Consider the following 15,276-nt stretch of genomic DNA (forward strand, 5'->3'; position numbering starts at 1 on the left):
GTAGTTTATGGATTATTGTATGTCTATGCACTTCAAAAAGGAGAGATTGCTCATGAAAGTATACGAAATTCAAAGTGAATTTGGCCTAGATCGCCTGAAGACAGCCGAACGTCCAATTCCTAATCCTGGTCCTGGTGAAGTTCGTATAAAAATGCGGGCAGTTTCCCTTAACGCTAGGGATTTAGGTGTGATTGATGGCTTTTATAACCCGATTTTGAGCTCACCATTAATCCCGGTATCGGACGGTGTGGGTGAAGTGGTCGCCTTAGGTAAGTATACGTCCAGATTCAAGATTGGTGATCGGGTAAGCGGTATTTTTACTCAAAGCTGGATTACGGGAGAACCTTCACAAGAAAATTGGGTGAGCTCGCTAGGAAGTCCGCTTGATGGGCTGCTAGCAGAATATGTTGTGCTTCCCGAGAAGGGGTTGGTTCGTGTGCCAGATCTTTTGACAGATGAAGAAGCGGCAACACTTCCTTGTGCAGGTGTTACAGCATGGCATGCTATTGTTGAAGAAGGAAAGGTGAAAGCCGGAGAGACTATAGTGATCCAAGGAACAGGCGGAGTTTCGCTATTCGCGCTTCAATTTGCCAAGCTTCACGGTGCACAGGTGATCATCACATCTAGCAGCGATGAGAAGCTTCAGCGGGCCAAGGGTTTGGGAGCAGATTTTGGTGTCAATTATTTAACAACCTCTGAATGGGATAAGGCTGTTCTTGAGCTGACAGGGGGACGCGGAGCAGACCATATTGTTGATCTCGGTGGATCTTCCACATTAAATAAATCAATCGGGGCGCTGCGGGTGGGTGGAAGGATCAGTCTGATAGGCGGTCTGTCGGGGTTCCAGGTGGAAGGCTTTGAAATTATCCCTGCAATTCTGAGAAAAGCGCGCCTTCAAGCCATCAATGTTGGAAGCCGTGACATGTTTGAGACGATGAATCGTGCGATCGAACAAAATGGACTTCGCCCGATCATTGATGCTGTATTTCCATTTGAACATTCTATTGAAGCATTGCAATACTTAGCTAAGGGTTCAACCTTTGGAAAAATTTGCATTAAATTTTAAGATTAGAAACCCCCTGCCTTTTTGCAGGGGGTTCCAATGTAATATACAGCTGCTGCTTAATTATCTCGACAGCAGATTATAAATGACCTGTGCCGCTTGCGCTCTTGTAGTGACTTCTTTAGGACTCAGCTTGCTATTCGCTCCGGTTACTACACCTCTTTCCACCAGCGCCTGAAGGGCTTCCTGTGCATAGCCAGCAATCTCCCCTGCATCACTAAAATCAGAAAGAGCTGCAGCCTTCTTCTCGGATGGCAGTTCACCTAGCGCTACGAGCGAGCGGTACAAGAGTGTAAATAGCTCCTGTCTAGTGATCTGAAACTCTGGCTGGAATTGATTATCCCCCGAACCTGTGGCTACCCCAAGGCGCTTAGCAGTCGCGAGATAGTTCGTGTAATACGTATTGCCCGCATCCTCAAAATTATCAGTTGCGGTAGCGTCCGGTGTGATGCCGTAAGCATTCAAGAGTAAGACAATAAATTGCCCTCTAGTTATTGCAGCATTCGGACTGTAATGCTCTGCATCCGTACCGGATGTGATACTGCGTGCCGCAAGATAACCTACAGCACTGCTATACCACGAAGTCTCTGAAACATCCGCAAAGCTTACCTTGTTATATCCAATAATATATTGGGAGAAATGTGTGGTAACAAAATCTATGGTTCCCTTTGCAGCGTTATAATTCCCGCGTACATTCTCCAAGCTTCCGTTGGTATTGATATGGTATACGATGACCGCATCTTTCTGTTCTCCTGCTTGCAGCGTATAGGGTACACTGATGTGGACACTGCCCCCACCAAAGGTAGAGATGGTGCTTTGGCCCGCCTTTACCGATAAATCATAAACCGGTCTGTCGCCGAGAACAGCCTTACCTTCTGCCGTTAACGAAACCTTAGCGATCGTTATGACAATATCCCCCGCATCCGAGGCTGCGCTAATACTTGCCAAAGATTTGGCATCGAGTGTAATCGTACCTACATTCTCATATTGAATGGTAATCTCGGCCTTTGTACCAGAGACTAACTCATTAATTATGCTTCTCGATAGGGTAAGCTCGGCTGTTTTGGTATCAGAAGTAGCTGCTACTTTAATTTCCAGTACAGCTTTCTTCCCATCCGCTTCTGCCTTTTTAGCAAGGTTCACTAGCTCGATAGCCGCTTCTTTCGTGATTGTAGCTGTGGTTACTCCTGTAGTTTTATCCGTTTTGGTTGCTGCTGTTGATGATAAATTCACAGTATTACCGGTTGTTGTTGCAGCAACCAGTTGAGGGCTTGCTGTTGGTGTTGGTGTAGCCGTGCTAGGCGCAGAATTGCTGCCGCCAGGCCCACTTGTTCCTGGGTCTGAAATAGATACATAAGCAGGGACAACGATAGCGGTCACTGGACTTGCCTTATACCCTTCTTTCGCTGCGTATCGAACTTGATACGTACCTGGTATTAGACCTGTAATCTCTTTATCTGGTGCATACACATAATTTGTCACACTGGACAGCTTATATTCTAAGGCTGTTGTGGTTCCTGTAATTTTCCCATCATTGTTCGCTGTAGAGGTAGGTGCTACCCCCTGCAAACCGGATGGCGCTGCTTGCTCTGCAGTGAATACTGGAACAATCACTTCTGCTGCTCTGCCCGCATTAAATCCCTCTTTGGCTGCATATCTTACTTGATATATCCCCGGTACCAATCCAACGATCTCTACATCTGTTGCGTAGACATAATCGGTTACCGTTGATAGCTTATATTCCAAAGCTTTCGTAGTCCCAGTGATTTTACCGTCATTATTGGCTGCGGTAGTCGGCGCTACGCCCACTAGCCCTGTAGGAGCTGCTTGCTCGCCATAGGCCGGAACTTCAACAGTAGCATCTTTACCTACGCTGTATCCTTCTTTTGCCGCAAATCTCACCTTATAAAAGCCCGGAGTAAGACCTGTGATGGCTACGCCTGTTACAGGCTTATAATCTGCTTCTCCAGCACCTTTATACTCCTGCCCCTCAACTGAGCCCGTAATTTGACCATCATCGTTAGCTTCAGAAGTAGGAGCTACCCCTAATAGACCTGTTGGAGCTGCTTGTTGATGGATATAAGCAGGCACCTCTACACTTACGTCTTCTCCAGCATTATAAGGAATGATCGTTGGTCCCGCTGCATTCGTTGGACCTTGATATCCTGATGTAGCCGCATATCTTACTGTATAAACACCAGGCGCAAGCCCTGTAATCGCTGAACCTGATACTTGCGTATATGCCGTATCTCCAGCCAGCTTATATTCCAAGGCCGAACTTGTGCCCAAGATTTGCCCATCCTTACTGTCTGCTGCGGTTGGTGCTACACCTGTAAGTCCAGCAGGCACAGCTTCAAGTTTTGAGAATAGCTTATCCAGCGCTGTTGTAGTGTTAGTGTATCTGGCTCCAATTGGGTAATTAGCCTGCACGTAATCCGGTTGGATGTTCGTCCAGCTATACATAAGCTCAATATGCCCTAGAATAGGTGCATTAGTACCACTTGCATCTTTGTTGTCCTTGTTATACGTGAACAGATATGGAACCTGAAGTCTATCTCCTATCACAGTATTTCCAAGCTCATTCACATAACTAATCACAGATGGTTTAGCTGCTGTATTGTTCTCGGTCTTAATATTGGTCAGATAAGTACGGACCAAATCAACATACAAATTTGCATATGGATGATTGGTTGTTCTAATCTGAAGCTCATTATTATTGTGCGGATTGGCATTGCCCTTGGTGCCGCTGTTGTTGCTTGGTTCAGCAACCGTCACCCCAGAGTCGAGCTTCGTATCGAAGAAGTAGACCTTATCGATATTATGCTTCTTGGCATACTCGTTAATATATTTGATAACCGCTTGTGTGTTGGGGCACCATGAGCCGCCTAACAAAATCGCATAGTTGCCATCACTCGCCAAAATTTGCTTCAGCTGATGATAGGTCACATGTTCATACACGAGCGTACCGTCCGATTCGTTGAAGATCGTAGGTTTGCCCTCATTTTCGCCCTCATAGTTCTTGTTAAATGCGGCCTTGATATAAGCAGATTCATCGATCGTGCTATACCCAGAAGCGGCACTAAGTACCTCTCTTACTGATGCTTTATAAGCATTAACTTTCGTAGCATCAAGCGTTCCGTTCGTTAGGAACTCATTCCACGAATAGCTCTTATCCAGATAGGATACAACAGGAGCACTATTTCCTTGTGCATCCTTGTGATCCTTGTTGTATACCAAGAGAAATGGAGATTCGATCTTATTAGCAGTTACGACATCCCCATTTTTATTGGTATAGCTAACATTGCGTTCTGGAACGTCCTTCGAGGACAGATTCAAATTCTTTAAATATTTGTTTACCAGGTCAACGTATTTGTAAGCAAATTTATTATTGCTGTCTGCAATCTGGAGCGTGTCACCGTCCAGCTTAGTATCAAAGTTATAAATCGTAGAGATGCCATATTCTTTAGCTACTTCATTGATAAAGCCGATATCGGCCTGTGTATTCTCGCTCCAAGCGCCGCCAACCAGAACAGCGTAAGTGCCTTCACTCTCAAAAAGATGAACGATATCCTCATAGGTTGCCGTTTTAAATACATGACTAGCATCATTCAAACGGTCATAAACATGACTGAAATAATCAAAGTGGCTTACACCGCTATTTGAGGCTAAAGAGGTTAGTGCCTCTGCGTTATCCGTTTCGGCATTAGCTCTGCCCGCTTGAAAAGGCAGGACAAGTAGGGAAGCTGCTAGAAGCAGCGTTACAATTTTTTTGAATCGCAATGGTTTTATCATTTATGTGCACCTCGCCTTATATCGATTTATGTGATGAATTTGCTGAAAGGAATCCTGAATGAGCACGCGCCCCATCAAGGACAAACCTCTTCCTCAGCGGCAGGTGCGGGTGCTTGAGCCGGTTCCGCTGGCGCTGGCGCGCTGACGGTGGATGATGGTGCATTAGTAGAAGTCTTTGGCTGAGCTACCTCAGCCACTGGAGCGGCCGTCGCTTTAACCACCTCAGTTGTAGAGAAAGTAATGGATTTCGATTTCGAAGGTGCTTCCGTTGCCGTTACTACAGGAGCCGAAGTTGCCTTTGGCTGAGCAGATACAGCAGGAGCAGACGTTGGTTGAGCCGCTTTGGCGGTTACGATTGCTTTGGGAGCCGTCGTAGGCGCAGCGGTTGGAGCCGGTGTTGCTGTCTGGGTTTGTGTTTTGACAGTAGCAGCAACCGTGGTTGTAGTTGTTGCAGCCTTAGCGGTGTCCGCCGCTGGAGCTGCGGTCGCCTTAGGTGCAGCTTCACCCACTACAGGAGTAGCTGAGGCAACGGTCTTAGTCTTTGAATCTACTGTGGCATCTGGAGCAGCAGTCGCTTCTGCCGAGACAGTCTCCACTGCTGGAGCTGAAGATTCCGGCTGAACCGTTTCTACAACTGGTGCCGATGTGGCTTCTGCTTGAACAACGACTGCGGCCGCTGCAGTAGCTACAGGTGCAGCCGCTGCAGAAACAGATACTGCTATATTACTGCTTGCTTCAATAGATGCTGCCTCTGCTGTCTTTTTATTAGCGGATACTGCGGCATACGTCAGTGCGGAGAAGACGACAGTAGCAGCAACCAAAGAGATCGTAAGCTTTTTCATATGTGTATCATCCTTTTCAATTAAAATAAGACCCAACACGGCACGTATTACGTACCTGTTGAATCTCTGGCTGTCCAGTAGATCCATGCTTCTTAACTACCATTGTTGTACCTTAACCCCTTATTTCTCCTTTCTCTAAAATAAAAAGAGACTCAACGAGACGCCTAACTAAGCGTCTTTCGTTGAATCTCCGGCTGTCCAGTCGATTCCAATTGGTCTAACGATTAAGTTCCATATTATTCATGCAAGAGTCCCTTGTCAATCAATTTTTATTTTTCGCATGGTTTTTGTCGGGATTGATTATTTTTAACATATTATTACATTGACTTTACTATAAATTCTATATAGATTGATCTCAATAGGATTAATCATATTAAAAAACTAGGTTTAAGGGGGTATTGGTAGTGAACATAGATAACAACTTGTTATCCGCCATCGAAACGAACTGGTATGGATTTGTAGCCTCCATATTTGTTTTTGCAATTTTGTTTCTACTGGCACGTAAACGCATTGGATTTGGTACTCGCGTACTCATCGGACTTGGCATCGGACTAATTGCCGGAATATTCTTTCAATACTTCGATTTAGAGACCAAAGCCATCAGCACATTCGGCAGCATTTATGTCAGCTTGATCCGCATGCTCGTCATTCCTTTAGTATTTGTACTCGTATTGAACAGTATTTCTTCCTTAACCAATCTGGAGTATTTGCGTAAAATAGGAATCAAAACCTTCGCCTGGTTCCTCGGAACGACGGGTATCGCTTCTATTATTGGCCTATCTGTTGCATTACTGTTCAATCCTGGTCAAGGGATACAACAGGACGTACCTGCAGATTTCGCCGCTCGGGAAATTCCGACCTTCTCTCAGGTTATTCTGGACCTTGTGCCATCCAACCCTGTGAATGAAGCAGCTACAGGCAAGGTTGTGCCTCTGCTCATTTTCGCTATCTTCCTAGCAGTAGCTATAATCAAAATTGGCTCCAAGAAACCGGAAGCCGTGAAACCTGTACGTGATCTTATTGAATCCCTGACACTGATACTGCATCAGGTCGTGAAATTCATTATTCGCTTGACGCCTTACGGTGTCTTCGCACTGATTGCAGGAATTACCGCGCGTTATGGCTGGGAAACGTTGCAGGAGCTGGGCAGTGTAATTATTACCTCATATGTCGCAATGATTATACATTTTGTTCTTATCTTTGGCGGGTTGGTTCTATTAGTAGCGAAGGTGAATCCAATTCGTTTCTTCCGCAAAATCTATCCAACCATTACCGTTGCCTTCACGACTAGAAGCAGCTACGCAACACTTCCTGTCAATCTTGAAGTCATTACGAAGCGCCTTCATGTCTCCCCGCGGATCGCTAGCTTTATTGCGCCGTTAGGAGCATCGGTCAACTTCAATGCGTGCGGTGGCATTTGGCCGGCAATTGTGGCTGTGTTTACCGCCCAAGTATTCGGTATTGATCTGAACTGGACTGACTACATTACGCTGGTCTTAGTAAGTATTATCTCTTCTATTGGTGTAGCTGGCGTACCTGGACCAGCCGTAATCTCCACTACGGTAGTCTTAACCGCTCTTGGTCTGCCGCTTGAAGGAATCGCTATCGTTGCAGGTGTAGAAGCACTCATCGATATGGGTCGTACCGCTGTAAATGCAACAGGAACAGCTGTAACCGCGTTGTTGGTCGCGAATTCAGAAGGTGAATTTGACCGTGAAGCCTTTAATAGCAATGATGACGAAGATGATATTCTTTTGAGCACAGTTTAAAATCCGAACATGCAATCAATAACGCCTTCGGCGTCCCTAGAGGACGGTAAGCGTTTATGCGAGAAATATAAAAAACCTTCGACTATCTGCTTATAGCAGAAAGCCGGAGGTTTTTTCGCATACATCTATATTAGATTCAGCTGTTACAGCATGCTAATTCTTTGCCGTTGTTTTGCTGAAGCAAGGCAGGTTTCAACCAGCCGCATACTTAGCACCGGATCCTCCGGTGCAATGAGTCTCTTACCTGTGAACACAGCGGTTGCAAAATCATCCACCTGCCGAATGTATGGATTAGCCCCTGTGGCATCGACCCGTCTCACCTCATCACCAGTGTACACAAAGAATTCCGCATCCTCGTCTCTAGCATTGAAAGGCATAGGCACCTCAATTCGCCCCTCAGTCCCAAGAATCTCCAAGAGCTGACGGTTATATGCCCACATGCCGCAATCAAAGATCAAGCTTAAACCATTTGGAAACTCTACCAGCCCTGAGGCCATCATATCTACATTATCATGCTCAGGGGAGAACTTCGCATGCACAGACACAGCTTCCGGCTCCGTTCCAAACAACAGTCGCGCCGCGCTTAACGGATAACAACCAACATCATAAAGCGAGCCGCCACCCCAAGCCGATTTAAAACGAATATTTGAAGTGTCTGTAGCATCATTGTAAGTAAATGTACCTCGAATCGAGCGTAATTCTCCGATTTCACCGCTAGCGATAATGTCCTGGAGTTCAGCAATCCGTGGATGATGCCGATACATGTACGCTTCTGCTAAGTGAACGCCTGCATCATTGCATGCTTTCACCATCTCTGCGGCCTCTGCACTGTTCAGCGAGATCGGTTTCTCACACAACACATGCTTACCTGCTTCTGCCGCACGGATCACCCATTCTCGATGAAGATGATTAGGGAGCGGAACATACACCGCATCAATTTCTTTATCCGCAAGTAACTCTTCATAACTTCCATATGCCTTCTCTATTCCGAACTCTGCGGCTACAGCGCTGCTTTTTTCCAAGCCACGACTTGCTACCGCTGTAATCACTCCTGAATCTGAATTCATGATAGCTGGCATCACTGAACCTGTCGCAATCTGCGCACAGCCTATGATTCCCCACCGAAGTTTTTGTACCATGATGGCTACACACCTCTTCCCTTGGATTAGTTACTATACTTTAAGACACCTTATCATAGAATGAAACTCATCACTAATAGAAAAGAACTGTTACAACGCAAAAAAGCAGCAGCCAAAGGAGCTTAGACTCCGATGGATACTGCTTTTTAATTCAGGCGAAAAATTACATTATCCTATTTAACAGCACCGCCGCAGCAAGCACAGCAATACGCGCCGCGTTCAGCAGCACGAAGTTTTTGACGGCAAGAATAAAGGTACTCGCCTTCTCCTGCTTCCGTGTGAATACATCGATATTTCGGTGTAGTGGAATCAGTGTAAGTAGAATCGCCAAGACAAGAATAGGGTTAATCCCCAAGATCAGCAGCACTACAAGATCCAGATAAGAGACATAGTAGAGATATTTAAACAGCACGAGCGCATTGCGGCGGCCAATATAGACCGGAAGCGTATACCTGCGGTTCTCCACATCTTCATCAATATCACAAATATTATTAGCGAGCATAATCCCTGCAATCCCCAGAATCGCGGGAACAGAGAACCAGAACAGGTACAGCACTTCCACAATGTTGATATTCAGACTGGCCCAACCGCTCTGAAGCACCAGGGATACCACATGATTATCTGTATGAATATAGGCAGAGATAAAAATAATGACAAAGCCCATAAACAAACCTGAGAACAGCTCACCTAACGGCATCCGCGAGATCGGAATCGGCCCGAACGAATAAAGAATACCTATTAAGAACGACAGCCCACCCAGCAAAAAGACCAGCAAACCCGTCTGCGTAACAAGCGCAATCCCGCCCCCTGCAGCCAGAACTAGCAAAATAACAATCGTCGCCACAACGGTGCTCTCTTTTAGCTTAAAATGTACAATCGCATTATGTGTCTCATAGCCATAGCCGTGGGTTTTGGAAGCTTTTTTGAAATCGTAATAGTTGTTAATCGCCGTTGTCGCCATATCAAAACTAAGCAAAGAAACGAACATCATCGCAAAACGTAACACATAAAAATCCTCAAACCGATACAGGGCATACAGCGTTCCCATTAGAAAGGGAATCATACTGGCTACTTTTGTCGGCAGCTCCACAAATCTTAGAAAGCTTTTAATATTCACACCATACACCCTTATTTATCAAATGAGCCTGCAAGGCATTACTGTTCAGTCGTTGTGATCTTCACTGGGGACCATTCTGCAATAACCGTTTGTCCATGCACAGACACGCTGCCTTCAGGACTCAGATCCTTCTCTGTCATAATTCCGAGCGCCACTGTAAAGTTGTTGAATTTGATCGGGATATTTTTCTCACGGCGTACTTCTTTGCCATTCAAATAGAATACAGCCTCATCGTTGCCACGGTGGTACGTAATGCGGTAAGTGTTAAATTCACGTGGTTTGAAATCCGTATCTTCTTTAAAGATGCAGAAATATTTCGTGCCTGTGCTCTCTGGTACTTGTACCCCCGGGAACGGCAGAATACCATACACACTAGCGTATTTATCATTTCCCGCAAAAAAGTCAAGCGCCGCACCTGTCGTAAAATCAAGCAAGTTCAGCGATACATAACCGTCGTACAAATCTCCAGGTGCCGTTCCTTGTGTACGGCTGCGAATTTGCAGCTCAAAGCTGATCTCTCCCGCCTCAGGAATTACCACTGGCTCCGCGGAGTAATACATATGCTTAGCATTGTCTAGAATTTGTACTTGATGGTTCTCACGGGATAATTTCGCCCGTACATAGAGCGTATCATTACGAACAATAACTACCGCTTCCGGTTCACGATAAGCCCAGAACGATCCATCAGGCAGTGTAAATCCACCTGTCTTCCAAACCTTTCCTTCTTCTAAAATAGAGTGGAAGTCTCCAAGAATCATTTGGCTGCCTTTAGCGTTTTGTTCTTCCTTCATTAATTCCTTGTCCTTCTTTTCCATGAAAGCTCACTCCTTCTGTATGTTAATTATTAGTACAAGCAAAAACGCCTTCAGCGTCCCTAATGGACGGTAAGCGTTTATGCGAGAAATATAAGGATAATGTATAGCGTGAAACCTATATATTCTTATATTTTCAGAATAATCCTTGAATTAGTAATGCTGCTGCCATCACCACTCCGCAACGAACGGAGGCTTTTTGTGAAGCACCCATGAGCGGGATATAAGCTGGCGAAGCATTATGTGGCTTCAGTCCACGATAAATACGAATCGGCCAGAAGGCTGTAACCAAGGCCAACAGTGCATAAACTGGAAGTACGCCCATCAGTACACAGATTACAACAGAGGCGTAACCGGTGAAAAGAAGTACACGTGAGAATACAAGTGCCTTTTGTTCCCCCCATACTACAACAAGCGTAAGCTTACCCGCCTGCTCGTCTGCTTTCCAGTGTAGGAAATGGTGATTAAACAACAGTAATGTAGTCAAGAATCCAACCGGCAATGAAAGAATTACAGGCTTCAGACTAAAATGACCGGTTTGTACGAAAAAGGAACCTAACACAGGCATAATCCCAAAAGCTATAAAGATAGCCATCTCGCTGTATCCCTTACCGCGATATCCATAACGCAGTGGCGGGGCTACATAGAAATAAGCAATTAAAGCACCCACAAGCACAAACCAGAGGATGTTCCAACCGCTATATATACTTAGAATTCCACCGCAGATTAGGGCAATCGCCAGCATACTCCAGGTCATCCTTGCATAAAAAGACTCCGAGAGGATCCCACCTGTGAGTAGCCCGGAGTTTGTGCTGATTTCACCAGCGGAATTCTTTGCTTCTGTATCCGTTCCATTGCGGAAATCCCACAGATCATTCACCATATTGGAGAATAGATGCGCCGAAATCGCCCCTATTAAGGTAAGAATAAATAAAACCGGATGGAAAGTCCCTTCCCATACATATGCCCCAACGGTCCCCAAAACAATCGGGATGAGCATAACAGAAAAGCTCCAAAACCGGGTCGCCTTGGTAAATAATGTCCATTTGTTCACTTCAAGCTTACCGCCTTTTCTTTATGACTTGATAATAATTATCACTGACTATTATACATCAATTTTCAACAGATTGTGAAGAATATCACTGCATATAATGTCTAATCTTGGCATAGTTTCTCCGTTTGTTTGGCTTAGGAGCCTGATAATTGAAGCTGGACCTGACAATAACTTCTTTATTTATCATTAGACCACCATTTTACAACAAAAAATGAGTGTTGTTTTATAGGCAAGCACATACCGATATGATATGATAGGCAAGCCTATGAGCAGCGCTCTTTGAGTGCTGTTTTTAAGAGCGTAAAACTATATATAATAATGGAGGCTTTTACTGTCATGTCAGCGCAATCCCCTAACACCCAATCTGTCAAAATCGTCACCGCAGACCCTAGCGCCATCGGGCTTTTCGGACTGGCTATTGTCACATTGGTTGCTTCTTCACAGAAGCTTGAACTTACAACAGGACTTAGCTACGTCATTCCTTGGGCTATCTTCCTGGGAGCATTCGCTCAACTATTCGCCGCAATTCAAGATGCTAAGCACAACAACACCTTTGGTATGACCGCTTTTGGCGCCTACGCTTTCTTTTGGTTCGGCATGGCTAGCAGCTGGCTAATCAAGCTCGGCGTATTCGGCCCAACGCTTGCAGAGGCTGTAGATCCTAAGCAGCTCGGATTTGTATTTCTGGGTTACTTGATCTTCACGATCTTTATGACCATTGGCGCGGTTGAGGCTAATAGAGTTTTGCTTATCATTTTTGTATTGATAGATTTCCTCTTTCTTGGACTCACTTTTGATTCCTTCGGCATTGCTCCTGAGTTCTTCCATAAGCTTGCTGCTTGTGCCGAACTTGGAATTGGTGTCGTGTCCTTATACGGATGTGGCGCTTCTGTGCTAAACGCTCATTTTGGACGCACTTTCTTACCGATCGGAGCTCCGCTAGGTATCTTCAAGAAATAGTAATTCACCTTTTTTGAACCCTAACTTTTGCAAGCCGAAAGGATGCCTGAGACCATGCATGTCCTATCCTCTTCTGAATTAGCCGTAACCGCTATATTTGCGCTTATTCTCGCAGTTATTGCCTATTTGATCATTCGGAATATCCCAAAGATGACTGGAGATATTGCGGCTTTTCGCAAAAGAACAATGGTCTGGACCCAGGTTTCGCTTGTACTAACGGTTCTCCAGCTGAACTTCAAAGCAGGCGACTGGCGATTCTCTATCGTGCTTGGACTCATCGTATTATTTACCGGAAGCATTTGGCTTTCCGCCCGTTACCATGATATCCGCAGCACCTTAGATCCAGAATCCAAAGATTCTGAAGTACATTAGTAGAAGCTAGGTAACAAAATAAAGGTTATGAAGCTCCCGTAAGGGGGCTTTTTTTGTAAATTCGAAAGGTACCTTCGCATACTTCTCCCCTCCATAACCATACTAATGACATTCCAAGCTAAAACGCCTTCGGCGTCCTCTTAAGGACGCTAAACGTTTATGCGAGAATTATAAGGATAAAGTATATCGTGAAACTTATACTTTCTTATAATTCAAAATAAGTAACGGGAGGACTATGCAGGTGAGTAAAAAAATAAATCTTCTGATGTTCAGCGGAGAATACGATAAAGCTATGGCTGGACTGATCCTAGCGAATGCCGCGCGAGATATTGATGTCGAGGTTACGATGTTTTTCTCTTTCTGGGGCCTGTTTCTGGTGCGTGATCCGGAAAAAATGACACTCGAGGATAAGAGTATTTATGAGAAGCTGATGGATGTTATTACGCCAAAGGGGCCTGGACAGCTACCTCTCTCCCATTTGAACTTCAGCGGGCTGGGCCGAATGATGTTAGAAGAAATGATGGAGGAGCAAGGCGCACCGAAGCTGATTCATTTTCTGAAAGGGGCTCGTAAAAAAAACATTAAATTCTATGCCTGCAAGCTCTCCGTCGAGATCATGGGCTTTAAAACAGAGGAACTGCTGCCCGAGGTCGAGATTATCGATGCTGCGGCGTATATAAAAGATGCACTAGAAAGCGACGTCCAATTATTTATTTAAATGATATCGCTAGGCTTTAACCCAATTCTCCAAGCAAGCATATACTGGTGCCATAGAAACTACTGGTACGCCGAAAACACACTATAACTTTAGAATAGACGGTGTACGGGCTGGAGGGAAATCCGTGCTAAACATCATCCACAACTCTTCTGCAGAGACGCCCGCTTCACTACAAAACCATTTCGAAACTTTTCGCGAGCACACCATTGGAATTCGGCATCAGATCACCACACCTTATGGTAGACAGCCACTGCTGTATGCTGATTGGACTGCAAGCGGACGTTTATATGAACCGATCGAACGGAAGGTGCAGGAAGCCTTCGGTCCATATGTCAGCAATCCGCATACAGACTCCAACACTACCGGATTAACCATGACACTGGCTTATCATGAAGCACGACAAATCATCAAAAGGCATGTAAATGCCGGCCCTCAGGACGTCCTGCTCTTCTGCGGAAATGGAACAACGGGAGCCGTAAACAAGCTGCAGCGTATCATGGGTTTAAGACTCCCTGAGTGGATTCAGGACTATAGCTCCCATTCGATGGAGGAACGTCCTGTGATCTTCACCAGCCATATGGAGCATCATTCCAATATCCTTCCCTGGCAGGAGGGGATTGGTGACGTTGTGACTGTCCCTCCCGGAGAGGACGGGAATGTAGATCTTCAGCAGCTTGAAGCGCAGTTAAAGTTATATCAGCATCGCCACTGGAAAATCGGTTCATTTACGGCTTGCTCCAATGTGACCGGAATTCAGACTCCCTACCAAAAGCTTGCCGCGATGATGCACCGTCACGGAGGCCTGTGTTTTGTAGATTTTGCCGCTAGTGCTCCCTATGAGCCTATCGATATGCATCCGGTCTCACCACTGGAGAAGCTGGATGCGATCTTTTTTTCTCCGCATAAATTTCTGGGTGGACCGGGCACGAACGGAGTTCTAATCTTTGATGAAGCACTAAGTAATGGGCGTATTCCTGACGAACCGGGTGGAGGTACAGTGGCTTGGGTCAATCCTTGGGGAGGACGCCGTTACACCAATGAAATTGAGATGCGGGAAGACGGGGGAACGCCGGGGTTTCTGCAAGCCTTTCGAACGGCATTATGTGTGAAACTGAAGGACCAAATGAATGGAAACGGTCATTATATGGCGATTAGAGAGCACGAGCTGTGCCAGCAATTAATGAACGGACTCCGCTTCATACCCGAGTGCTCTTTACTGGCTGGGCATCATACAGAACGCCATGGGATTGTCTCTTTTACACTACGTGATATCCATTATAACTTAGCAGTCCAACTACTGAATGATCGCTTCGGTATACAAGCCCGGGGTGGTTGCTCTTGTGCAGGTCCTTATGGGCATTACCTTCTTGAATTAGGGTGGGCGCAATCTGCTCAAATCGCTGAGGCAATTACCGTAGGAAACCAGTCGCTTAGACCGGGTTGGATCCGCATCTCTCTACACCCCATTATGACGAATCAGGAGGTAGAGAGAATTGTATCCGCTATACGAAATATCGTGATCCATATCCAGCAATGGAAGCAGGATTATCTTTATGATGCTTCAACGAACAGCTGGACTCATATCTACAATGAGGATCCCGCTGAAGCGAAGGTCAAAGCGCTTTTTTCGGTGTAGTT

At 45.6% G+C, this 15,276-nt stretch carries 12 protein-coding genes; 6 read left to right on the forward strand and 6 right to left on the reverse strand.

Annotated features, from left to right (window positions below):
• Positions 1-52 precede the first annotated feature (52 nt).
• A complete protein-coding gene (locus tag NST74_RS28070; RefSeq protein WP_341115535.1) occupies positions 53-1,066 on the forward strand; it encodes a zinc-dependent alcohol dehydrogenase family protein in 1,014 nt (337 codons plus the stop codon).
• A 60-nt stretch (positions 1,067-1,126) separates the two neighbouring features.
• Here the strand turns inward: NST74_RS28070 and NST74_RS28075 are convergent, their stop codons facing one another.
• Together NST74_RS28075 and NST74_RS28080 are read right to left on the reverse strand one after the other, a co-directional pair.
• Entirely contained in the window at positions 1,127-4,855 is a 3,729-nt protein-coding gene (locus tag NST74_RS28075; RefSeq protein WP_341115536.1) for an S-layer homology domain-containing protein, read from the reverse strand.
• A gap of 74 nt (positions 4,856-4,929) precedes the next feature.
• Positions 4,930-5,697: a hypothetical protein gene (locus NST74_RS28080; protein ID WP_341115537.1), complete on the reverse strand. Its 768-nt coding sequence runs from the start codon at positions 5,695-5,697 to the stop codon at positions 4,930-4,932.
• A 410-nt stretch (positions 5,698-6,107) separates the two neighbouring features.
• Between NST74_RS28080 and NST74_RS28085 the strand changes: the two genes are divergently transcribed.
• Entirely contained in the window at positions 6,108-7,466 is a 1,359-nt protein-coding gene (locus NST74_RS28085; protein WP_076120251.1) for a dicarboxylate/amino acid:cation symporter, read from the forward strand.
• A 143-nt stretch (positions 7,467-7,609) separates the two neighbouring features.
• Here NST74_RS28085 and NST74_RS28090 read toward each other — a convergent pair whose 3' ends face one another.
• The 4 genes from NST74_RS28090 to NST74_RS28105 all read right to left on the reverse strand — a co-directional run bounded on the left by NST74_RS28090 (position 7,610) and on the right by NST74_RS28105 (position 11,588).
• Entirely contained in the window at positions 7,610-8,605 is a 996-nt protein-coding gene (locus NST74_RS28090) for a Gfo/Idh/MocA family protein (protein ID WP_341115538.1), read from the reverse strand.
• Between the two features lie 163 nt (positions 8,606-8,768).
• Entirely contained in the window at positions 8,769-9,722 is a 954-nt protein-coding gene (menA, locus tag NST74_RS28095; protein ID WP_341115540.1) for a 1,4-dihydroxy-2-naphthoate polyprenyltransferase, read from the reverse strand.
• Positions 9,723-9,760: 38 nt separating this feature from the next.
• Positions 9,761-10,537 (reverse strand): DUF6081 family protein, encoded by a 777-nt coding sequence (locus tag NST74_RS28100; protein WP_341115542.1) that lies wholly within the window; start codon positions 10,535-10,537, stop codon positions 9,761-9,763.
• Between the two features lie 133 nt (positions 10,538-10,670).
• Positions 10,671-11,588 carry a prenyltransferase gene (locus tag NST74_RS28105; RefSeq protein ID WP_076120223.1) on the reverse strand — a complete coding sequence of 306 codons (918 nt, stop codon included), beginning with the start codon at positions 11,586-11,588 and terminating at the stop codon, positions 10,671-10,673.
• A gap of 336 nt (positions 11,589-11,924) precedes the next feature.
• Here NST74_RS28105 and NST74_RS28110 point away from each other — a divergent pair, with 336 nt between their 5' ends.
• The 4 genes from NST74_RS28110 to NST74_RS28125 all read left to right on the forward strand — a co-directional run bounded on the left by NST74_RS28110 (position 11,925) and on the right by NST74_RS28125 (position 15,274).
• Positions 11,925-12,548, forward strand: a complete 624-nt coding sequence (locus tag NST74_RS28110; RefSeq protein WP_042131454.1) for an acetate uptake transporter — start codon at positions 11,925-11,927, stop codon at positions 12,546-12,548.
• Positions 12,549-12,602: 54 nt separating this feature from the next.
• Complete coding sequence (locus tag NST74_RS28115) at positions 12,603-12,920, forward strand: hypothetical protein (RefSeq protein WP_341115544.1); 318 nt, start codon at positions 12,603-12,605, stop codon at positions 12,918-12,920.
• 241 nt (positions 12,921-13,161) lie between these two features.
• Entirely contained in the window at positions 13,162-13,638 is a 477-nt protein-coding gene (locus NST74_RS28120; RefSeq protein ID WP_341115545.1) for a DsrE/DsrF/DrsH-like family protein, read from the forward strand.
• Positions 13,639-13,762: 124 nt separating this feature from the next.
• Positions 13,763-15,274 (forward strand): aminotransferase class V-fold PLP-dependent enzyme, encoded by a 1,512-nt coding sequence (locus tag NST74_RS28125; RefSeq protein WP_341115546.1) that lies wholly within the window; start codon positions 13,763-13,765, stop codon positions 15,272-15,274.
• Positions 15,275-15,276: the final 2 nt, after the last annotated feature.

This window comes from Paenibacillus sp. FSL F4-0125 (genome assembly GCF_038008565.1).
In the GTDB taxonomy this organism is placed as follows: domain Bacteria; phylum Bacillota; class Bacilli; order Paenibacillales; family Paenibacillaceae; genus Paenibacillus_AQ.

Excerpts from the sequence above, each read along its gene's own strand:
- NST74_RS28100 (WP_341115542.1), bottom strand. The coding sequence starts at position 10,537 with ATGGAAAAGAAGGACAAGGAATTAATGAAGGAAGAACAAAACGCTAAA.
- NST74_RS28115 (WP_341115544.1), top strand. The coding sequence starts at position 12,603 with ATGCATGTCCTATCCTCTTCTGAATTAGCCGTAACCGCTATATTTGCG.
- NST74_RS28090 (WP_341115538.1), bottom strand. The coding sequence starts at position 8,605 with ATGGTACAAAAACTTCGGTGGGGAATCATAGGCTGTGCGCAGATTGCG.
- NST74_RS28075 (WP_341115536.1), bottom strand. The coding sequence starts at position 4,855 with ATGATAAAACCATTGCGATTCAAAAAAATTGTAACGCTGCTTCTAGCA.
- NST74_RS28110 (WP_042131454.1), top strand. The coding sequence starts at position 11,925 with ATGTCAGCGCAATCCCCTAACACCCAATCTGTCAAAATCGTCACCGCA.
- NST74_RS28080 (WP_341115537.1), bottom strand. The coding sequence starts at position 5,697 with ATGAAAAAGCTTACGATCTCTTTGGTTGCTGCTACTGTCGTCTTCTCC.
- NST74_RS28070 (WP_341115535.1), top strand. The coding sequence starts at position 53 with ATGAAAGTATACGAAATTCAAAGTGAATTTGGCCTAGATCGCCTGAAG.